The organism is Nostoc sp., from assembly GCF_036919895.1.
In the GTDB taxonomy this organism is placed as follows: Bacteria; Cyanobacteriota; Cyanobacteriia; order Cyanobacteriales; family Nostocaceae; genus Nostoc.
This window is the reverse complement of sequence record NZ_JBALBW010000022.1, coordinates 1-19,800: the sequence shown is the minus strand read 5'-3', so window position 1 is coordinate 19,800 and position 19,800 is coordinate 1. Positions and strand designations below refer to the sequence as shown.

General features: G+C 39.2%; 20 protein-coding genes, 2 tRNA genes and 2 pseudogenes. 13 read left to right on the top strand and 11 right to left on the bottom strand.

The features are described from left to right. The first annotated feature begins 17 nt into the window (after positions 1 to 17). The gene (locus tag V7K55_RS03285) at positions 18 to 740 is read left to right on the top strand and encodes a hypothetical protein (RefSeq protein WP_334828154.1); all 723 of its coding nucleotides are present in this window, start codon (positions 18 to 20) and stop codon (positions 738 to 740) included. Positions 741 to 839: 99 nt separating this feature from the next. Here the strand turns inward: V7K55_RS03285 and V7K55_RS03280 are convergent, their stop codons facing one another. Continuing rightward, positions 840 to 1,262 (bottom strand): hypothetical protein, encoded by a 423-nt coding sequence (locus tag V7K55_RS03280; protein WP_334828151.1) that lies wholly within the window; start codon positions 1,260 to 1,262, stop codon positions 840 to 842. Positions 1,263 to 1,526: 264 nt separating this feature from the next. Here V7K55_RS03280 and V7K55_RS03275 point away from each other — a divergent pair, with 264 nt between their 5' ends. Then, positions 1,527 to 2,195, top strand: a complete 669-nt coding sequence (locus V7K55_RS03275) for a DUF1294 domain-containing protein (protein WP_334828149.1) — start codon at positions 1,527 to 1,529, stop codon at positions 2,193 to 2,195. 67 nt (positions 2,196 to 2,262) lie between these two features. Here the strand turns inward: V7K55_RS03275 and V7K55_RS03270 are convergent, their stop codons facing one another. Together V7K55_RS03270 and V7K55_RS03265 are read right to left on the bottom strand one after the other, a co-directional pair. Then, positions 2,263 to 2,472 carry a hypothetical protein gene (locus V7K55_RS03270; protein WP_334828146.1) on the bottom strand — a complete coding sequence of 70 codons (210 nt, stop codon included), beginning with the start codon at positions 2,470 to 2,472 and terminating at the stop codon, positions 2,263 to 2,265. Between the two features lie 86 nt (positions 2,473 to 2,558). Continuing rightward, positions 2,559 to 3,659, bottom strand: a pseudogene (locus V7K55_RS03265) (nickel-dependent hydrogenase large subunit); the annotation flags it as partial. Positions 3,660 to 3,775: 116 nt separating this feature from the next. On the opposite strand from V7K55_RS03265, the gene V7K55_RS03260 reads away from it, so the two are divergent. Next, on the top strand, positions 3,776 to 5,296 hold the full coding sequence (locus V7K55_RS03260; protein ID WP_334828144.1) for a site-specific integrase: 1,521 nt from the start codon (positions 3,776 to 3,778) through the stop codon (positions 5,294 to 5,296). Between the two features lie 367 nt (positions 5,297 to 5,663). Here the strand turns inward: V7K55_RS03260 and V7K55_RS03255 are convergent. Then, positions 5,664 to 5,756 (bottom strand): annotated as a pseudogene (locus tag V7K55_RS03255) (Uma2 family endonuclease); the annotation flags it as partial. Positions 5,757 to 5,951: 195 nt separating this feature from the next. On the opposite strand from V7K55_RS03255, the gene V7K55_RS03250 reads away from it, so the two are divergent. Continuing rightward, positions 5,952 to 6,749 (top strand): dienelactone hydrolase family protein, encoded by a 798-nt coding sequence (locus V7K55_RS03250; protein WP_334828142.1) that lies wholly within the window; start codon positions 5,952 to 5,954, stop codon positions 6,747 to 6,749. 236 nt (positions 6,750 to 6,985) lie between these two features. After that, positions 6,986 to 7,357 (top strand): hypothetical protein, encoded by a 372-nt coding sequence (locus V7K55_RS03245; RefSeq protein WP_334828141.1) that lies wholly within the window; start codon positions 6,986 to 6,988, stop codon positions 7,355 to 7,357. Between the two features lie 111 nt (positions 7,358 to 7,468). Here the strand turns inward: V7K55_RS03245 and V7K55_RS03240 are convergent, their stop codons facing one another. Together V7K55_RS03240 and V7K55_RS03235 are read right to left on the bottom strand one after the other, a co-directional pair. After that, entirely contained in the window at positions 7,469 to 8,116 is a 648-nt protein-coding gene (locus V7K55_RS03240) for a class I SAM-dependent methyltransferase (protein WP_334828139.1), read from the bottom strand. 123 nt (positions 8,117 to 8,239) lie between these two features. Further along, positions 8,240 to 10,438: a HAMP domain-containing sensor histidine kinase gene (locus V7K55_RS03235; protein WP_334828137.1), complete on the bottom strand. Its 2,199-nt coding sequence runs from the start codon at positions 10,436 to 10,438 to the stop codon at positions 8,240 to 8,242. 439 nt (positions 10,439 to 10,877) lie between these two features. On the opposite strand from V7K55_RS03235, the gene V7K55_RS03230 reads away from it, so the two are divergent. Then, a complete protein-coding gene (locus V7K55_RS03230; protein ID WP_334828135.1) occupies positions 10,878 to 11,762 on the top strand; it encodes a glycoside hydrolase family 75 protein in 885 nt (294 codons plus the stop codon). 262 nt (positions 11,763 to 12,024) lie between these two features. Here the strand turns inward: V7K55_RS03230 and V7K55_RS03225 are convergent, their stop codons facing one another. The 5 genes from V7K55_RS03225 to V7K55_RS27440 all read right to left on the bottom strand — a co-directional run bounded on the left by V7K55_RS03225 (position 12,025) and on the right by V7K55_RS27440 (position 14,760). Further along, positions 12,025 to 12,450, bottom strand: coding sequence for a hypothetical protein (locus tag V7K55_RS03225; RefSeq protein ID WP_334828132.1), 426 nt, complete (start codon positions 12,448 to 12,450; stop codon positions 12,025 to 12,027). A 44-nt stretch (positions 12,451 to 12,494) separates the two neighbouring features. Continuing rightward, a complete protein-coding gene (locus V7K55_RS03220; protein ID WP_334828130.1) occupies positions 12,495 to 12,710 on the bottom strand; it encodes a hypothetical protein in 216 nt (71 codons plus the stop codon). Positions 12,711 to 13,012: 302 nt separating this feature from the next. Next, complete coding sequence (locus tag V7K55_RS03215) at positions 13,013 to 13,972, bottom strand: orange carotenoid protein N-terminal domain-containing protein (protein ID WP_334828127.1); 960 nt, start codon at positions 13,970 to 13,972, stop codon at positions 13,013 to 13,015. A 318-nt stretch (positions 13,973 to 14,290) separates the two neighbouring features. Further along, positions 14,291 to 14,500 carry a hypothetical protein gene (locus V7K55_RS03210; protein ID WP_334828125.1) on the bottom strand — a complete coding sequence of 70 codons (210 nt, stop codon included), beginning with the start codon at positions 14,498 to 14,500 and terminating at the stop codon, positions 14,291 to 14,293. Between the two features lie 41 nt (positions 14,501 to 14,541). After that, positions 14,542 to 14,760: a TraX family protein gene (locus tag V7K55_RS27440; RefSeq protein ID WP_442949059.1), complete on the bottom strand. Its 219-nt coding sequence runs from the start codon at positions 14,758 to 14,760 to the stop codon at positions 14,542 to 14,544. Between the two features lie 167 nt (positions 14,761 to 14,927). On the opposite strand from V7K55_RS27440, the gene V7K55_RS03205 reads away from it, so the two are divergent. The 7 genes from V7K55_RS03205 (at position 14,928) to V7K55_RS03175 (ending at position 19,746) form a co-directional block, all read left to right on the top strand. After that, positions 14,928 to 15,506 (top strand): hypothetical protein, encoded by a 579-nt coding sequence (locus V7K55_RS03205; protein ID WP_334828123.1) that lies wholly within the window; start codon positions 14,928 to 14,930, stop codon positions 15,504 to 15,506. A 451-nt stretch (positions 15,507 to 15,957) separates the two neighbouring features. After that, the gene (locus tag V7K55_RS03200) at positions 15,958 to 16,215 is read left to right on the top strand and encodes a hypothetical protein (RefSeq protein WP_334828121.1); all 258 of its coding nucleotides are present in this window, start codon (positions 15,958 to 15,960) and stop codon (positions 16,213 to 16,215) included. 129 nt (positions 16,216 to 16,344) lie between these two features. Next, a complete protein-coding gene (locus V7K55_RS03195) occupies positions 16,345 to 16,839 on the top strand; it encodes a COP23 domain-containing protein (protein ID WP_334828119.1) in 495 nt (164 codons plus the stop codon). 137 nt (positions 16,840 to 16,976) lie between these two features. Further along, positions 16,977 to 17,051 (top strand) — tRNA-Met (locus tag V7K55_RS03190). Then, positions 17,051 to 17,125, top strand: a tRNA-Met gene (locus tag V7K55_RS03185). The genes V7K55_RS03190 and V7K55_RS03185 overlap by 1 nt, the downstream gene beginning before the upstream one ends. Before the next feature lie 602 nt (positions 17,126 to 17,727). Next, the gene (locus V7K55_RS03180; RefSeq protein ID WP_334828282.1) at positions 17,728 to 19,251 is read left to right on the top strand and encodes a slipin family protein; all 1,524 of its coding nucleotides are present in this window, start codon (positions 17,728 to 17,730) and stop codon (positions 19,249 to 19,251) included. A gap of 312 nt (positions 19,252 to 19,563) precedes the next feature. Next, positions 19,564 to 19,746: a hypothetical protein gene (locus tag V7K55_RS03175; RefSeq protein ID WP_334828117.1), complete on the top strand. Its 183-nt coding sequence runs from the start codon at positions 19,564 to 19,566 to the stop codon at positions 19,744 to 19,746. The last annotated feature ends 54 nt before the right edge of the window (positions 19,747 to 19,800 follow it).

Sequence of the window (19,800 nt, the reverse complement as noted above, 5' to 3'; positions counted from 1 at the left end):
AAACTTTACTCTTCTCAATGATGAAACACAAAAAATATCTCAATCATAAGCGTCTGACGAAAAAACAAGTTCAAGACTTGATTGAATCTGAAGGGAAGCTGCACGAAGAATTCACAAAAATATTTGAAGAAACTTATTCAACTGAATATCAGGATCGTCCCTTAGTGTATGAACTACCCAAAGACAGATTCTTATTCGTGTTTGACCCCAAAGGATATAGCATTCCTGGCAAAGGGGATATTTATGCAAAAGAATATTTTTTGAAATTAATCCAATCAGTAGAAAGAACAAGAGAAGATATTGCCAATAATCGTGCTAATTCTGTTTCTCATTGGGAATATTACTCAAAACATAAAATAGAACTTGTAAAGAAAATTGAAGAGCTAATTAATGAGCTTGCAAAACAGTTACACATTACCCGTCAGCAACTTGATTTATCCTATATAAGTTTGAATTTTGTTTCCCAAAAAGCAGAAGCTTATGGAATCGATCGGATCAAGACTTATTTCTATGATAACTTAGTAGCTTATGTAGGCGAGGTTATGAGACATAAAAAAAATGGGCAGTGGACTATTAATAGTTATTCTGAAGGTGAAAAGTATCCATACATTAGTGCAGGTATTAATGGAGTTCTGATGCCAATTAATGTAGTTTGGCAAGAATTATCTGGTCTTAAATCTATGGATTTACGAAAAGAAACAGCCAATGAAGTACGACGGTTTTCATTAGAGCAAAGGTAGTTAAAGTTTCTAGATGATTTAGTCAGTAGAGAATAAAACAGAGGCTCTGACTAAATAATGCAGACAAAGCCTCTGAGAAACTAAATTATCAGCAGGAAACTAGAACTCTACACCATGTTTCTTGGCGATTTCATTCAGTTTATCATACTGATCTTGTGATACTTTAGTTAATATCTCTTCAGCCTGTTCTTTAGTACTTCCCTCTTTAGGAATTAAGTACTTGATATAAAGAGACACAAAATCAGCAGCGATCGCTAAACCGGATAAAGCGTGTTTGTCAGCTTCCTTACCTGCGATCGCAGCTACCAAACCGGCTTTAATTGGGTCTGGTTTAACTTTCATAAACTGCTCGACAAGTTTAGGAACGTAGTCTTCTGGTGGCAAATTATCTAACTTACTTCTATCAGGAGTAAAATTGCATTCTGCGGCTTTTGCCTGCTCTAAAACACACCATTCGATGAATTCTTGCAATGCTGCATCGGGAACGCGAGGAAGATATTCGTGTAGCGCTAAATCAGACACAAGCTTACCTTGTAAATTTCTATTTTGTTGAAGTGAATTAAGGCAAGCCTAACGCACTGTTTATATATGTTTTAGTGTGTTACGCTACGAGTTTTGAATATAAGGCATTGGGAATATGGCATTGGGCATAGGTTATTTTTCCCTTATTTTACCCACTCTCCACTCCCAGATTAAAATAATTGGTGGCGCGATCGCATTTTTGATGTTGTATATTTGTGTAGACAAAGGCACACTATAAGACAGGTATAAATATATGATTTGTTTATGAAACCTGTTTTACACATAGGACAGCTAACCATCTGGAAGGACGATCGCGGTTTTGGTTTTATACAACCCGATGATGGTAGTCAAGAAGTATTTATACACATTACAGCATTCAAAGACATTAACCGTCGTCCCCAAGTTGGTGATTTCATTTCTTATCAACTGACAGCTAGTAAAGATGGCAAAGTACGCGCTTGTAATGCTTCTATCAAAGAAGTTACATCAAAGTCCTCGTCTTTTGCTGCACCAAAGAAGTATGTATCCAGGACTGTAATCAAATCTTCATCATTAGCATTACAGACATTGCTTCTATCTTTATTACCTGGGTTGGGTTCAATTCATCTTGCAGTAACGACTAGCAACCCAATTCCTTTAATTCTTTATCCTGTCATGAGTTTAATTACCTTTAGGCTATATGCCGATGACAAATCTCGTGCCCAACAGGGACGATGGAGAAGGCAAGAAAATACTTTGCATCTGTGCGAATTTATGGGTGGTTGGTTAGGTGCATTTGTTGCTCAACAGAAGCTACATCACAAAAGCAGCAAAGTTTCTTATCAAGTTATATTTTGGGCGATCTCAATTCTTCACATTGTATTTTGGTTAGATTGGCTATTTTTTGGTAGAGCGTTGATAAATTTGTTTTTTGGTATTGCTTCTAGGGGATAATTGAATCAAGTCATAGTCTGTAAACTTGGATAACCAATCGACTTAAAGCGGCTGAAATCGTTACCATTTATCCCTGCTGCATCACACGTTGAGAGCGCAAGTGCAGCAGAGATAAAAATTCTGCTAACTCAACCAGCCCTTCTGCTTCTCTTCGTTCTGCTTGAGTAATCACTTCGCTTGCATCTTGGCGATCTAGCAGAAGTTGCAGACGCTCTTGGACAGCTTCAGGAAGTTGAAAGTGAGTCAACTCAACAGGTATCTCAATAATTTCAACCATACAAAGGATGTCTAGCAAAATTGCAACCACTTGTAGAGTCAGTGTAATTCAATATGCATTGTGCTAGACGATCTGCTCTTTGAGAATTAAGCAGTCCGAAAACGCGCTAACTCTTCACCAGTCTTCGCATCATGGGCGTGGACTGTACACACTAAACATGAATCAAACGATCGCGCCACATGACCAACTTCCACCGGATCGCTAGAATCGTAAATGGGTGTCCCAATTAAAGCTTCTTCAATTGGGCCGCGAATACCTTCACCGTCACGAGGGCCAATATTCCAAGTACCAGGTGCAATAACTTGGTAGTTCTTAATTTTACCGCCCTCTATTTCTACCCAGTGAGACAAGGAACCCCGCGCTGCTTCCGTTGCACCCCAACCGCGACCATCTTTTTCTTTGGGTTTGATATACCAGGGGTCGTTTAATTTGAATTCGCGTAAACAGTGTTCAGCTTGGCGATATAACTTGACAAGTTCGTGAACTCGTGCTAGTTGACGCACATGAACACTAGCACCACCCATCTTTTTGAAGACATCGAGGATGAAGGGGTCGTAATGTTGCCAAGATTCGCCATGTTGACCACCAGCTACTAATTGCCGCGCTAAGGGGCCAGTTTCCAAACGTCCGAAGTCTTTGTGAAGGACTGCACTCGACCAAGAGTAGGCGTTATCGAAATCTTTTGTATTGATTGCAGTGGGTTTAGTGGTGCGATCGCTAGGATGAATATCTTCTGTCCCTTCATCGTACCAGGAGTGAGTTGTATTCTCGCGGATAAATGACTGATCCATTAAAACGTGAGTGTCTGCGAAGCTATCGTACACACCACTTTTCATAATCATCGCCGCATTTCGTCCTTCGATAGTCGGCTTTTGGTATTTATCTTCATGGGCTAAATATCCCCAAGTGACATATTTACCAACACCAGCGCCATATCTATCTAAACCGATGTCTAAACCCATGCGCCAATAAAAACCTAAATCGGAATCTCGATGATTGCGGTCTTCATCTAGCCAATCTCTGAAATCATCATAAGTTTGGATTTGTTCGTAGCGTTCTAAAGAACAACCTAACCACACTGGTTCTAACCAATTGGTGCGGAAGTATTCGAGAAGCGCCCAAGCGCGGGTAATGTCCGTTAATGTGGGGGCGCACATCACACCACCAGGCACCATATAACTGCTGTGGCAACTGGTGGTAAGCTAAAAATGTTCCTGAGTAACTTATTATATAAAGTTATTTTGCTCAAGAGCAACATTTTATTTTCACCATTTCAGCTTATAAATAAGGGAATATTTAGGGAATGACCGGGCAAAATCAAAACCAGGGTAATTGCGATAAGCAAAACTTAATATCGCAGACATATCCCCCATCTACAGATGAGGATGCAAATGCAGACTCAAGGGACTTGTTCGCCGATATTTTTGCAGATTTTGAGCCGCAGAACACCACAGACGGTAGTTACAGAGGAATAATGGCGAAAATTAAAGCAACAGAATTACAGTATCAAGAAGTTTTTGAGCAGAAGTTTGTCGAAGCTAATACTAATTTAAAGAGGGATAGAATTAGAGTTACCATTAAACAAACTGGCAATTCTCTTCAGTTACGGGCTACCTTACCGTTAAAACCAGGCGATATCAGCTTAGGTAAGGAAAAAAAGCAGTATGACTTGTCTCTAGGGATACCAGCAAATTTAGAGGGACTGAAAACTGCGATCGAGGAAAGTTACGAGTTGGGTAAATTAATCGCTCGTCATACTTTCGAGTGGAATGAGAAGTATTTAGGAATTAAATCTAGAGAAAAGCAAGAGATAAAAACTATTGGGGAATTATTAGATACATTTGATGAAAAATATTATCAAACCCGTCAGAAAACTATAACTAGTCAAAATACTTTTGCTAACTATATATCTGTTATTAAAAGAAATTTTCCTTTAACAACTTTGTCAACAAAAAATCATTTTGAGGAAATTATTAATTCATTTCAGGGAAATAAAAAAAATGAATTAATTGCAGTAACTTCTGTTTTTATTAAAACCTTTCAGTTGGGATTTATACTTGATGTGACACGGGATCATGTCACCCCAGCCCATCGAGAAATACCTGACAATGATAAAATAGTATCTTCTTTTGACCTATTTGAAAAATTCGCCCTCAATCGCAAAAATACAAATATCACTGATGAAATAGACACCTGGGAAATGTGGCGTTGGGTATATGGAATGTTGGCAACCTTTGGGTTAAGGCCAAGGGAATTATTTGTGGAACCAGATATTAATTGGTGGATGTCTCCCCAAAATATAGACCATACTTGGAAAGTCAATAAAAATACAAAAACTGGATATCGAGAAGTTATCCCCTTTGTACCGGAATGGATAGAATTATTTTATTTAAAAAATCCCAAACCATTAAATATTTTAGAAAAAAAGGTGACAAAAATTGCATCTGTGCAAAATATTAATTGGATGCGGAGAGATATATCCAGATGGTTTAGAAAGGTGGGAATTGAGTTTCAACCCTACGATTTGCGTCATGCTTGCGCGATTCGAGCGCATCTTCAAGGAATACCTATTAAAGCCGCAGCAGATAATTTAGGTCATACTGTTGATGAACATACAAAAACCTATCAGCGTTGGTTTGGCATTGAAAACCGTAAAAAAGCCTTTGGTGAGGTAATTAGTCAAAAGTCGTTAATTGAGTTGCAGAAGAATGAAATATTGGCGCTACGGATGGAGAATGAAAGGTTAAAGTTGGAAGCCAAAAAGTTTAAATTATCGGGGAATAAAAATCTAGATAACTGCGAACAGCTTTACCACCAAGGTTAAGAACGTGGGTATCAATCATGGTGGTTTTGACATGGTGAAGGGTGTTTTTGCAGATTATCGGGGTGTGGAGAAAAGGCATTTTAAGGTTATCTGTAGGTGTATGTGCTATAAATTGGTAAAGATTCAGAATTAATAGACCAGTCCTAAATATAATCTTAGGTACAAAAAAGTTTTTATGACAATAGCAAAGCTGTCTCTCAAAGCTTTGCACAGACTCGCTTATAAATTTTCGGACAGGTCTAATGATGCGATCGCACTCCTCCCAATGCATACATCCTCACAACGCTGATTTACTCAAAAACAACACCGCGACAAATGTCTGCCATCGATAATGCGATCGCAACTGAATCTAAAGAAATAGATCCCTTTCTCCATCTCGATATTCGCTGCGTCCCTCGGCTTTTTCTTCAATTGCGCGATATTCGTCTAAACTGTAGCGGCGCTTGATGGTAGAAATCATAGGTCGTAGGCGATCGCATTAGCCATAATACAACAATATTATTTTGTCACAAATTTGATAGTAAGGTAATGTCATCCACCTCTTGTATGCCAGTATACAGAATTTTCTGTAGGGTAACTTTGAAGCATCAATTTACATATCTGTGTCAAAAGCAGTCAAAATAGACAAGTTGGTATAAAAGCAGCCGAAACAAAGATGGTAGAAACAACAAACATCGAAATTAACACTTGCTATGTCAAAGTACCTAACAATGGCTTAGAAATCGATGCTTACTTAGCTCAACCAGCACAGAAGGGAACCTTTGGGGCGGTTATCGTTTTTCCAGAAATTTTTGGCATCAATCGTAATATTCGAGATATCACCGAACTAATCGCTAAACAAGAATATGTAGCGATCGCTCCGGCGATGTATCAACGCACTGCTCCCGGCTTTGAAGCTGACTTTAGCCCAAAATATGCTGGCTATAGTCCAGAATCTTATCAGCTTGGGTTGCAATACTATCAACAAGTTAAATATCAGGAGATATTAAGCAATATTCAAGCTGCGATCGCTTACGTCAAAACTTTACCCAATATCAAAGATAATGCGATCGGTGTCATTGGTTTCTGTTTTGGCGGCCATGTTGCTTATATGGCTGCAACTTTACCCGATATCAAAGCCACAGCTTCGTTTTACGGTGGTGGAATTACTACTTCTAGTTATGGCGAAGAGATTCCAACTATTAATCGCACTTCGGAAATTCAAGGTACTATTTATGCATTTTTTGGTACAAGAGATGCATTAATTTCTCAAGAAGAAAACGAGCAAATTGAGGCAGAATTAAAGAAACATCAAATCAATCATCGTGTATTTCGATACGATGCCGGGCATGGATTCTTTGCCGGATTTTTTAAAGATAAGTACCCATTCTTAGAGCAGCACCCAAGTTACAATCCCGAAGCTGCTCCTGATGCTTGGCAACATGTTTTAGAACTGTTTCAAAATCACTTGTAAAGCAGGGAATAGGGAATGGTGTGTGTTACTGAGGCGTTGCACCGCACTAAAGGCAGTCCCCAATACCGTTCGGTTAAGGTTTTTTGATGAAAATTCTAGATCGCTAAAGACGCGATTTATCGCGTCTCTTACCTTAACCGAACAGTATTGAGGCAGTCCCTATTTCCTTTTACTAAAAATATTATGTGAGTAACGTATATTTGTAAATATTCTCCAAAACAGAAAGGGATTTATAAATGATTTCTTCTCTTATCGTATTCTTTATCTTGGTACTAACTATTCCCTTTATTATTGCTCAGATTATGCCTAATAGAAAGTGGCTAATAGCTTATACTGTTTTTTTTGGAACCTTAGCTATTGTACTGTATTATAACCATATAACAACACCAATCAATCAGCGAGGAAATGGTTTTTCTTATGCGTTTGGAATAACTGCTGCTTGCTTATCTTATACATCAATAATTGTAGGAATTATTAATAGAGCTATTGTGTTATATTTTAAGTCAATAGATTTTACAATCAATATCTGGTTTATAGTTAGCTTAGTTTTGCTTGATGCAATACTTATTGCACTTATTTTTCTTGGATTATTGACAGTCTATTCATAAAGCTATGCAAGGATTTGAGAGTTTGAGAAAGTCATGATTAGCCTTAACGCACCAAGGTATCTGGTGCGTTAAGCGTTGCTATAATGTACCTTACAGTTTAAGGTTTATTGTTTAACCTTTTGAGTTTTTCACCAATAATTGACAACCACATGAAAACGGGTTTGGACTTTCTGTGCGGTCGTCTACAAGCACTTCAATAGTCAGCTTACTGTTGTAAATCAATTCGTCATAATCCATTAATGCATCCCACATAATCGTGCCAGTGGGGAAGCCTACCTTTAAAGCTGCATCAGCTATTAACTCTTGCCATTTCTGAATCTCTGGATCTTGCGATTTGCAGTAATCGAGAATGGCAATAAATGCACCAGGCTTAGTTACTCGTAGGATCTCTTGAAAAGCACGGACAGGATGCTCAAGGATACAGAAGGTAAATCCCGATACTGCTGCATCAAAGGTATTATCAGGAAAATCAAGATTGTAGATATCCGATATCTTAAAAGTGATGTCTGCGGATACAGGCTTTTTCCGGGCTTCATCCATCATGTTCTCAGAAAGATCAACACCGACAACATGTACACCTTTAGGATAGACTGGAAGATTAAGACCTGTTCCTAGCGCAACATCCAGTACGGTTTGTCCAGGCTTCAGCTGCAAGGAAGTAATTAGGGGTTCGCGCTCAATGTGCCAGTAACGCCTCACAATTGCATCATAATCTACTGCCATCTGATCGTAGGTTTCTATCAACCGATCAATCTTCATAGGTTTTTTAACAAATAAGACTACTGATTTAAGTATTTGTTCAACTGTATGATATGTTGATGCCCAAACCTTGTAGATTATACTACTACTTAGATAACTTGACAATTCCAAATCAGTATTAAGTTAAACCACTCCATGAAGCTTTAGCTGGAGAGGAATTTGAATAACAAACTCAGTTCCTTTTCCAGGAGTTGAGAAACACTCCAGTTTACCGCCATGTTTTTCTGTGACGATTTGGTAGCTGATGGACATACCCATTCCAGTCCCTTTACCAACGGGTTTAGTAGTGAAAAAAGGATCGAATATGCGTTGCTGAAATTCTTTAGAAATCCCAATTCCATTATCAGCGATCGCAACTTCTAACCACTTTGAATCAATTACCGATGTGCGAATCCTAATTTGACTGGGATTTTGCTTAATTTCTTCATGGGTAAGCTTAGAATGATTTTCTTCTAACGCATCAATGGCATTGACTAAAATATTCATAAATACCTGATTGAGTTGTCCGGCATAGCATTCTACTAAAGGTACAGTGCCGTAGTCTTTAATTACCTCAATTTCAGGTTGTTCTGATTTAGCTTTCAGGCGGTGCTGCAAAATCATCAAAGTACTGTCGATGCCCTCATGAATATCAACGCTTTTGAATTCCGCTTCGTCGATGCGAGAGAAGTTTCGCAGCGACAGGACAATTTGGCGAATGCGATCGGTTCCCACTTTCATGGAAGATAACATTTTTAGTAAGTCTTCTTGCAAAAACTCTAGATCGATGTCTTCAGCAAAAGTTTGAATTTCAGCCGCAGGATCTGGATCATACTGCTGATACAACTGCACAAATGCTAATAAATCCTTGGTATATTCCTGCACATGGACGAGGTTGCCATTAATAAAGTTGACTGGATTATTAATTTCGTGTGCGATTCCAGCAACTAGTTGTCCCAGACTAGACATTTTCTCACTTTGAATCACTTGAGATTGAGTGCGCTGCAATTCCCCTAATGCATTTTTGAGTTCAGTGGTGCGTTCTTCTACCCGATCTTCTAGTTTTTCTTTGCTTTTCTCTAAAGCAGTAAACGATTCGTGCAATTGCCCTGCCATCTGGTTGAAGGAGTTAGACAGGGTATTAAGTTCTTGAATAACGCTAGTTTCTACTTGCTGATCTAAATTGCCAGATGCCATTGCCTTACTTGCCAAATTTAGCCGCAGAATCGGGCGTACAATCCAATGAGAGGTAAACACGCCTATGACTGAGGCAACGACTAATGCACCAAAACAAAGTGCGATCGTGGTGCGCGTGTTAGCGTTAATTTGCGCCATAAATGTATCTTCAGGCACACTCACTACCACCAGCCAATCTAAACCATATTTGTCACGCCAAGGTACAACATCGACAAAATGCCGTTTTCCTTGCACCTCAAGCTTAAAATCTGTGTCTTGAGTGATGGACTCAAACCCGTTAAAGGTTTGGAGGTGTTTGGCAATGTTCTGTATGATTGGGTCAGAACTATCAATCGCGTCCAATCGTTGAATCTTTTGATTGACGAGGACAAAAGGCTTCTCTGTACCGGAACTGGCAATTAATGTGCCATCTCGCTCCAAAAGGAACACCCGCCCAGACTTACTAATATCCAAACTGCGTAAAAAATTACTGAGTTTTAGTAGATGGATATCCGTTGCAATCATTCCCAGTAACCGATTTTGCGAATCATAAATGGGACGACTAGCAGAGGCGGTGATGTAGGGGCCAGTTGGAAGATTTGCAGTCACAATCTTTCCCCAAATAGGTTTACCCGCTGCAATGGGTTGGCTATACCAAGATTCAGTGAAATTGTTCCAAGTCCACCGAGCATTCACCTGAGTTCGATTACCTTGATTATCTATGGCATAAGTCAAAGTATTATTTGGAAGCTTGGCAGTCCAATCATCAATCGTAATCGTCTTGCCATCGTAACGAGCTGCTCCCATACCCTCACCCGTTGTTAGTCCGATACCAATATAAGTTAGGTCGTAAGCTTGCATCTGATCCCAGAAATACTTACCAAGGGTTTGGCGATCGCGCACATTCAATATTCCCCTGCGGATAGCATCTGCATTGATCTGATTAAGGCTTTGCGGAATGGAAAGATAAGACTTCAGATGTTCATCCACTACCTCAGTGGTGCGATCTATAAACTGTTCTGCTAGGTCGTTAACTGCTCTTTGTCCATTTTTAAAGGACAAATAACCCACTAAACTAACTGCTGCAAAAATTTGGATCAAGAAGGGAACAATAAGAACAATCTGTAATGGGAACGCCTTAGCTTTGCTGAGATAGTGAGTCTTCATTACGGGAAGCTGAAAGTTGTGCTAGTTTGATTTGCTTTATAGTTCCCAAGATGTTCTGCATACTCACCTTTGTTGAATTTTTTTTCTCAAGTCAAAGGTGGCTGTAGGGTCGAATGGTACTTTTTCCTAGATTCTCAACTTCTACTCTCTGGGTGTTTGCCAGCAATGGGGGATTTAATTAAATCCAGCGATTTAGTAATTGACATTTAGATTTAGGGTGCGTTGCTGGACTTCGTTCTCCTGTATTGGTTTTGCTTCCCCGCAAGAAAATCAGGTATTGCCCACCCAACGAACTGAATCTCTGTTGTTGCAACTGGCGCGACACAAAGAAATTAAAGTTTGAGATTGAGACGTTCTAGATATTAGCAATAGCATTAGCATAAAATTTAGTTTTTTAGATGTAGTTTCATCAGTTCAACTTTTAAATTTGGAGTAATTTATGCAGCAATTTCAAGTAACATCGGATAGTTTAAATATACGTTCAACACCTCTTGTTGAAGAATCTAATAAAATAGGAGTTATTCCCCAAGGATATATTGTATCTAAAATCAAAAATTCGGATAATGATAAGTGGTGGAAGATTGCAACCATTCTTGAAGGAAAAACTTTAGAAGGTTTTGTAGTTCAGAAATTCCTGAGTCCAATCACAAAACTTTCGATCGAGACTGTTCTTAAAATTGGTGAAATTTCTATTCTCCAGGCAAATAGAGAATCTGCATTTTTCTATGAAGCAGGTATGAGCATTAATGCTGATGGTGCGCCTAATGCTTATCACCCCGCAGATAAAGGGATTGATTTTTTGGCAAATGCTGGGTATTCAGATAATTGGTGGGCACTAGCTGTAGATAAAAACGGCAATCCATTTATTCAAGACAGTACCGATCCATATCCTGGATACTATGTTTCTACAACTGCATTATTCGACTCTGGATTTGCAAAACAAAATCCACGTCGCTATGTTGATTCAACAAAGATTCCGTATATTGTTCTTCCGGGAAATGGTGATTTTAGAGAGGTTACAGGCGTTAAATTAGGAGATTTTGCAGTTGTTTACAATAGGAATAATGAAAAAATCGCTTTTGCAATTTATGCTGATGTTGGGCCAAGAAACCAGATTGGAGAAGGTTCAATAGCTCTGTCTCAAGCTCTTGGAAACGATCCATTAATCCGCTCAAAAGTCAGGCGAGGAATTCCCAAGGATATCGTTTATATTGTTTTTCCGGGTTCTGGGAATGGACAGCCAAGAACAATTTCAGAAATAGAAGCTGAAACTAAACGGTTCTTTGAAATATGGGGTGGCTTAGAACGGATAAAGTCTCTATAAAAGTTTACCTGATGGAAAATCTGAGGTGCGATCGCATCTCAGATTTTGGTTGCAATCGAGACGTAGCATTGCTATAGCCGTTCTCGGTTGAGTGAGGTACAAGAACCCCACCCCCAACCCCCTCCCCGCAAGCGAGGAGGTGACTATGATGTAACTCATGTGATTAGTAAACGCTATAGGTCTCTTTTTTGAAGAGATCCGTAGGAGTATGCGTCTACGCAATGATTTGGACTAGACCAAATTTTGAGTAAAATAGCACATCCTAACTTATCGCTGCTGATTTATTGCCATTCTTGCTTTCCGCACTAGCAACAAATGACGGTTGCTCACTACTAGGAGTTGACGACTCGCCTCGCAGTCCCTTACGACGCTGGTTCTTAGGAACTCCCCCCGCCATACCATACTCAACACTGCTTTTGCCGTATCGAGTTGCAACTGCCATAAGCATGTGCTCTGTCATATCTCCCAACTCGTCTTCTGTTTCTAGCATTTCACGATATAATTTATCCAAGCTGGAAAGGGCACTATTATAAGCATTTTCTTTAGTTCGCATCGTTTCGATTAGAGTTGAGAAGGTAGGTAAGCTGAGTCCATTACCCAAATCTAAATTTGGAGCAATTGAGGTTATACCAGATGCACGGCGCACTGCTTTTTCTAATACTAGAGAAGTTCTTTTTCTACGAGCCATAATAAGCTAGACCTTATAATACAGTACCGTTGATATTCTTTACCTTAGAAAACTCCGTATAGATTAGCCTGAGAGAATTCCGGTAAATCTGCAATGGTTTTGCTACAAATGCCATATTTGCGATTAATGCGCGAAATACTGAAATTAGAAAGCAAAAGCTGCTTTTGAGTAAGTAAAAGCTCATTTTGCTTGCGGAAAACACCAAAATTAGAAAGCAAAAGCTTGTTTTGCTTGCGGAAAACACCAAAATTAGAAAGCAAAAGCTGCTTTTGAGTAATTAAAAGCTTGTTTGACTTGCGGAAAACACCAAAATGAGTAAGTAAAAGCTGCTTTTGAGTAAGTCAAATGTCGTTTTGCTAACTAAATTTGACTTTATCTATATTTTTTTGCTGTAATGGCTAGTTGCGATCGCTATGATGGTAGTGCGATCGCAAAACATAGTGCCTAAAGGGAGCAATCCAAACAACTGCAAGAAATTCCGAAAACATGAATAAAGCTCGGTTTTAGGTGAACCGAGCATGGATTGCAATTTTATTTGATGATCTTTTAAGGCAAAGGAATTTTACTTGCGAGTTAGGTTAAGCAGTTCTTTAGGAGAAGCAAGTAAATCAATAGCCACGAAATAAATTTGACCTTGAGGATCAAGTAAAAATCGCCAAGCAATGTTCATCCCAACATTACCTCCAAACCAAGGAGTTTCGACTGTACCAGTAACTTTATGCTGTGTATAACCATCTTCGATAGTTTCCGAAACGCCTTTAGTTGGCTTCATCACTAACCCTTGTCCCTCATCTCTTAGGTAAGCAGTGATAGCTTCTCGACCAACAATTGGTTTTTGGAAGGGTGGTTGCAGTGCCCCGTTGTTAGCAAATAAAGCAACAGCAGCTTCCAAGTTATCTGCATTCATAGCTTCAATGTATTTCAGCACTGTTGGCTCTGTAACTCCCTCAATAGTAAATTGGGGACTTACAGATGCACGTGGGAACTTAAAGTTTATGACTTCTGCCTGTTTGTTATCAGCCAGAGACGGATCGAACCCCATATTTACTACAGTATTGCGTAGTACAGTAATTTGCTGACTCTGATCGATTCTCTGAACAGCTTCTAGTACTGCTTTAACTTGGGTTGACATTTGATAGCCAGCTGGCATTGGAGCTACAATACCCTGTTTCATCCACTCTCCTAACTGCCACCAGAATCCCAGCTTGGCGTTGACACCAAAATATGCATAAGAACGGCTGATAGAAGTGTCAGCATTACTCGCTAAATCTCTCATTAATTGGGTTTGTTCTTCATGAGACATCCGCTTAATATCGTTGAATATCCCTTCCATTAATTGGAGATTTGCTTTTCCAGGAGCAGCTGGAGTAATTGTACGACCTAGTTCAGCGTAGGCATACCAAAGAAATGCCAATTGATCGTCAATATTGAGTTCAGCAAACATTGCTGTAGTGGCTGGAACCGCATCTGCCACTTGAGTGCTAGAGAAAATATTGCGTGCAGACTCGATAGTATAATTCATGCTTGTTACCTCAACGATTTACCTGTTGAATAGTTAACTTCGGCTACATTTTGTAGCTTGGAAGATAAATCTAGGGCTTTTTTTGAATGACACAATTATCCCTAGATATCTAAATCCAAATCATTATCATTCACTACTCTGGTATCATACCTGGTAAACGTTAACAAAAGACTAAGATTTATCTAATGAATATCATTGAATTAAATGTATATACTATTATTCTTTAACTTTATAGGCTCCTAATTTTTTTTGAGAAAAATATCTCTCTCTAAAGAAAGATATTAATGATTTAGGATTACTATAGCATCTATAGTAATCCTAAATCATTGGCGAAAATCCCTCTTTATTTTCTCTGTGTTCTCTATGCCACTGTGGTAACCAAGCACAAACCAAAAAAGCCCCAGAAATGTTGGGTTTCTTTCCTAAAATGCCACTTGCTTCTCCCTTGGCACTAACCCAAGTATATTGGTCTAGTAAGCTAACCTTAGCCGAGGTGTAGCCTGGACTGTCGTAGGCATAGTTTATCAAATCCTAAATACTATAGAACTCATATTTGATATTTGAAAAAATTAAGTACAGATCAAAGAGGTTCCTTGACTATTACCATAGCTATATACATTTTGGGTGTGTTTTTCACCTTTAGCCAGAAGCCATGCAAAGAGAGGAAAGCTCAATCGTCCAATAAAGTGCAAGATTCTTAACTCTGGCATTAGCAAATAGCACACATGATCCATAACCATGAACACTGCGGCTAAAATTTTAATGCCAAAAGCTGAAATTTTAATCACAACGTTACAGTTACCTTGGATTCCTTGATATAAAATCCCTAAAATCTGATTAATTTAATATAATAGTTATTCAAAATCCTGGCAATTTGATAACATTAATAAAAGGGGCAATGTCTATAATAAGCTGATTCCACATCACCCTCTTCAGCAGAAAATGCAGAAACACTATGGCAAAGCGTAAGAAAAGCAATCTCCAGTGGATCAAAGAAACGCTTGAATTAAAACCTAACCATCGTTGGGAATCTCCATCAGGTTACAAAATATTTGTAGCAGATCGAGGCGCTGTTCGCTTCAATGTTCCCCAAGATTGGATTCTTGAGCCACAAGAAAAATCTTTCAAGTTCCTCGATAAAAAACCGCCCAACGATGATTGCTGTCTGGAAGTATCTTTTAATCGCCTGCCACCCAACGACTGGAGCCAGTTTCCGCTAAAATCTACCTTGAAGAAAATACTGGAAGACGACAGTCGCAACGTCATTGCTAGGGGAGAAATTATTACTATCAAACGCCAAACCGCCAGAATTGTCTGGACAGAGATGAAGTTCATTGATGTTCAAGAAGAACCACGGGAAGCATTTTCGCGGACTTGCATTGGTTTGGGGTCAAATGTTCAGTGCTTGATTACATTCGATTATTGGGTAGATCAAGCAGAACAATTAATACCCATTTGGGATGAAGCTATGCGTAGCCTCACATTAGGATTATATATTCGTGACCCTATGACTGGTCTAGCTTTCCCAGACTAAGCCACAAGAATAAATCGTGAGCATCAGTCAAATTGAGGCGTAGGCGTAATTCAGTGCAGACATTGTATTTGAAGTAATTGTTTTTTGGGTATTCCTGAATCAAGGGATGATTATTGTAGGGTGAACATCTTGCCTGCCTCAAAATACAAGTGATGGGCAAGATAAGCCTTACAGCACTTCCCGAAGTTAGGAGGTACACTAATTGACCGAATTACCGTTTGTCTGTGCTAATAGCATTCAAAGTATTTGTACCTCATAAGAGCAGGAAGTGCTGTATTGGTGATTCAAACTTTAAAACCCTGACGTTAAAGATTACTTAAGTCCTAATTCAATAGTTACTTTTATCACTAGTTCGTAGCTGTTTTAACTCTTATGCTTATAAACATAAGACATCAACCAGATTAAAGTTTTTTGAACTTTAATCATCCAGTTTACTAAAGGAGATTGAGTGATGAATATCAAACAGATTCTTGCTGGTGTAGCACTTCTTTTACCATTTGCTGTTACTTCTATTCCTTTACAAGCATCAGCATTACAAGTTATTGTGAAACCCCACGCTATTAATAGACCCGCTCAAATAATCGCAAAAAAACCACCGCAAATTAAGCGTTATGCACCACCAGTGAAAAAGAAAGTGTTGGTTCCTGCACATTGGGAAAAAACAAATCATGGTCGCAAGTGGGTTGCGGCTCATTATATATACAAGTAAAAACGTCTAAAATCTCAAGCAATTGGGATATTAGAAGTTAAATCTTCTTATCATCTCCCTACTTCTAGTAGGGAGAGTGCCAAATACAAGGCAAATCAAAACTTTTTACTCAACATTTGAGAGATACTCATGAAATTGGCATCATTGACAAATGTTTTGGTTGCAGGTGGAATTGCCCTCAGCGCGACTGCAACTATCAATCAGCCAAGTCAAGCTGAAAGTAGGCGAGGATTTTATTGTGATACTTCAGGAAACAAACCCGTGACGGTGTACACAAATCCTAGAGGTGTTAGTGAGCCTTGGATTCGCTGGACTTCCAATTACTTCAGAGATGCTGGCTACAATAAAGTAACGCGCTGTCAAGACGTAAGCCAACGTTTAGACAATTACCGTCGCAACAGAGACTTGAGATTTATTACCGTCGGCAAAATGAACGGACAAAATGTGATTTGTACCGCCAATCAAGTCAATGGACGCTGTGAAAAGTTGATATTGACTCTCAAACCCAATGAAGATGGGGTACAAGCGCTAAATAATCTCTTGGCTTGGCGACAACCTTTAAGTAAAAGTAATAGAGCGCCTTACGTTGATTTGAGGGAACATCTAGGGATTCCCAAAGAATAAATTACAGCGATTTTCCTGTGCTACATTTGAACTTGTATAGTAACAAAGTTACAAAGCTATGGTTTAGGTTCTATATCCCTAACTGGTGCGCCAATCTCTGATATAAGCGTATACCGCCTAGTACTTTAAACTATATCGTTTGATTAGCTCAATGGTAGAGCGATCGACTCATAATCGATGCGTTACAGGTTCGACTCCTGTATCAAACCCCAGGAAGTTAGCTCACTGGTAGAGCAATCGACTCATAATCGATGTGTTGTAGGTTCGATTCCTATACTTTCACCCAACCCTGTCCGGGTTAAAAGACACTACTTTGTCACAGTAGCCAATATGGTACGGATCTTAACAGATTCGAGACCCCTCATTTTCTCAACTCTGCGGTGCAAGTGTTCTGCTGTCGATCATTATTCGTAAGGGTGATGTTCGGTAGCCTCAGTCAAGGAGTAAGCGCAACTGCATTTTTCCCTAACTTGAGTATGTCCCTTCGTTTTCTACATCTAGTTTTCCTTTGGGGATTCTGGATTGGTAATCGAACGGTATATTTGAGCGCAGTTCTCTTTTTCTAGATTGCCATTGAGCAGTCTGGTAAAAGTAACAGCAATCTTAATCCAGCTTTGGAGAAGCTTTTGCCCACACCTAAACTGTAAACACTTGCACTTGCAGAGTTCAAAAATATTTTGTAGTATTATAGTAGTACAAGCAGCTAAAACTAATCCTTTAGGTTTTATCCATAAGGTTGAGAACTCCAAGAACTGTAGTATTTAAGCTGGAAGACAACGATGTGCATCGCAGGTGGTATTTGAGTTCAAGCAAGGTTATAAATGTGTTGATCAAATCTTCTTAGCTAGCTTACTTAAGCGATCGCGCAAATTATTTATGCAAATTACTATGTGGGAAACATTTTATATTAAACCTAACGAAATCGGCATTTTATATCACCGCAGTGACTTTAAGAAAATTTTGCAACCCGGCACACATACATATTTTGGTTGGCATTGGCAAGTAAAAATTTATGACCTCAATCAGCCACTAGCTCAGATTGAAAACCTAGAATTGTTGTTGCGAAATCACGAAGCCGAACTACAAACACATTTATTGATTATCAGAACCGCATTTAACCAAGTTGCCTTAGTCCGCTATGGTCAGAATTGGGTAAGCGTTGCACCAAATAAATTGATTGCTTTTTGGCGTGGTTTTATTGAAGTAGAGTCTCATATATTCAACTTGGAAGAAAGCTGGGAATTGTCTACTTATTTTGTGCAGCAATTGCGCTCAGTTACGTTGAATGGATTAAAAAAGTTCCAAATCTCGGAGTCTGAGATTGGTTTACTATATCTGCAAAACAATTTTGTGCGACCTCTAGAAGCAGGAGAGTATGCTTTTTGGTCGATAGATAGAGATGTTATAGTCAGGACTCTCAGCCGAATTATCCCTAACCCAGATTTTCCCCTCGAAGATGTACTCATTGAAAAACATCCCGACTTTATTGCGGCCTATTGTGAAGCAGTGCAATTACAGATATCGCAAGTTGCAATTGTGCGATATCGAGGGAAAGTGATTTCTATTTTGCCACCTACCAGCCGCAAACTATTTTGGCAGGGTGTTGTAGTGGAAGTTCTCGATATCAGCGCTGATGCTCAGTTACAGCCTAACTTAGTGGCTGAGTTAGTTGAGGGTTCAACAGAAGTGAAATTGCTCAGTCGCAACTGTTTGCACATTTGCCAAGTTCCCGCCCAGCACGTTGGACTAGTATATATTAATCAAGGGTTTCAAGGGTTGCGATCGCCAGGAGTACACGCTTGGTGGTTATTTGGCCGCTCTTTTCAAACCGAAGTCATCGACCTACGACTACAAAATATGGAAGTATCCGGTCAAGACATCCTCTCAAAAGATAAAGTACCTCTGCGGTTGAACTTGACGGCTGGCTTCCGCATCCAAGATCCATTGAGAGCAAAAAGCACCTTGTCGGATATTTCCGGCTTCTTATACAAAGAATTACAATTTGCTTTGCGTGGTGCGATCGGGGAACGCAACTTAGATACTTTATTAGAAGATAAAGGTGCAATTGATAGAAGTATCTCTGAATACATTCGTCAGAAGGCCGCAGACTATGGAATTGAAGTAGATTCTGTAGGTGTCAAAGATATTATTTTACCTGGTGAGATTAAAGCTATCTTGAGTAAAGTAGTGGAGGCAGAAAAAACTGCTCAAGCAAACGTAGTCAGACGGAGAGAAGAAACTGCTGCTACTCGCAGTATGCTAAACACTGCCAAAGTGATGGAAGATAACCCCGTTGCATTACGTTTGAAGGAACTGGAAGTATTAGAACGGATTGCAGAGAAGATCGATCGGATTCAAGTTAACGGTAGCTTGGATAGTATTTTGACCGACTTGATTCGGATGAATCCGTAGCAATGAGGATAATCCACATTTTAGTCTAGCGAGTTAGGGCGATGTCTACGACTGGTTCTTGGCTCGATTTTATCCATTTTTTTCGCAACGCGATCGCCTAAGCCGAAACCTATATGAAACTGTAGTTTTACTTTTTGACCTTCATCGATAATCTATAAAGTCGAGCTTATATATGGATCTTTATCACCTAAATACGTGTATATAAAATTTTAGTACCAAATATATTTACTGAAGTCATCTAGTTAAAATTGTTACTAATATTAAGAAGCGTTAGTAACTTAGCCATTATCAAAAGCTTCTGAGGACAGACACATGACGTATAGACTGTTTGAAATTCCATCTGAGAACGGTAGTCATGCAGATGTTGTTTGGGCTGATCCCAGTAGCGGCGATCGCAATGCCTACACTCACCTAGCCTATGCAATTGAAACAACTGACAGTGAAAACAGCGTAATAGATCCCACTTTCCGCACCCCCAAGTGTCACAGTAGGTAAATTACTTAGAAAAAAATGGAACCAAGAATAAAAATACACATCTAGAGATAAAAA

Coding starts and splice junctions, on each gene's coding strand:
- V7K55_RS03285 (WP_334828154.1), top strand. CDS start 18: ATGATGAAACACAAAAAATATCTCAATCATAAGCGTCTGACGAAAAAA.
- V7K55_RS03275 (WP_334828149.1), top strand. CDS start 1,527: ATGAAACCTGTTTTACACATAGGACAGCTAACCATCTGGAAGGACGAT.
- V7K55_RS03270 (WP_334828146.1), bottom strand. CDS start 2,472: ATGGTTGAAATTATTGAGATACCTGTTGAGTTGACTCACTTTCAACTT.
- V7K55_RS03260 (WP_334828144.1), top strand. CDS start 3,776: ATGACCGGGCAAAATCAAAACCAGGGTAATTGCGATAAGCAAAACTTA.
- V7K55_RS03250 (WP_334828142.1), top strand. CDS start 5,952: ATGGTAGAAACAACAAACATCGAAATTAACACTTGCTATGTCAAAGTA.
- V7K55_RS03245 (WP_334828141.1), top strand. CDS start 6,986: ATGATTTCTTCTCTTATCGTATTCTTTATCTTGGTACTAACTATTCCC.
- V7K55_RS03240 (WP_334828139.1), bottom strand. CDS start 8,116: ATGAAGATTGATCGGTTGATAGAAACCTACGATCAGATGGCAGTAGAT.
- V7K55_RS03235 (WP_334828137.1), bottom strand. CDS start 10,438: ATGAAGACTCACTATCTCAGCAAAGCTAAGGCGTTCCCATTACAGATT.
- V7K55_RS03230 (WP_334828135.1), top strand. CDS start 10,878: ATGCAGCAATTTCAAGTAACATCGGATAGTTTAAATATACGTTCAACA.
- V7K55_RS03225 (WP_334828132.1), bottom strand. CDS start 12,450: ATGGCTCGTAGAAAAAGAACTTCTCTAGTATTAGAAAAAGCAGTGCGC.
- V7K55_RS03215 (WP_334828127.1), bottom strand. CDS start 13,972: ATGAATTATACTATCGAGTCTGCACGCAATATTTTCTCTAGCACTCAA.
- V7K55_RS03205 (WP_334828123.1), top strand. CDS start 14,928: ATGGCAAAGCGTAAGAAAAGCAATCTCCAGTGGATCAAAGAAACGCTT.
- V7K55_RS03200 (WP_334828121.1), top strand. CDS start 15,958: ATGAATATCAAACAGATTCTTGCTGGTGTAGCACTTCTTTTACCATTT.
- V7K55_RS03195 (WP_334828119.1), top strand. CDS start 16,345: ATGAAATTGGCATCATTGACAAATGTTTTGGTTGCAGGTGGAATTGCC.
- V7K55_RS03180 (WP_334828282.1), top strand. CDS start 17,728: ATGTGGGAAACATTTTATATTAAACCTAACGAAATCGGCATTTTATAT.
- V7K55_RS03175 (WP_334828117.1), top strand. CDS start 19,564: ATGACGTATAGACTGTTTGAAATTCCATCTGAGAACGGTAGTCATGCA.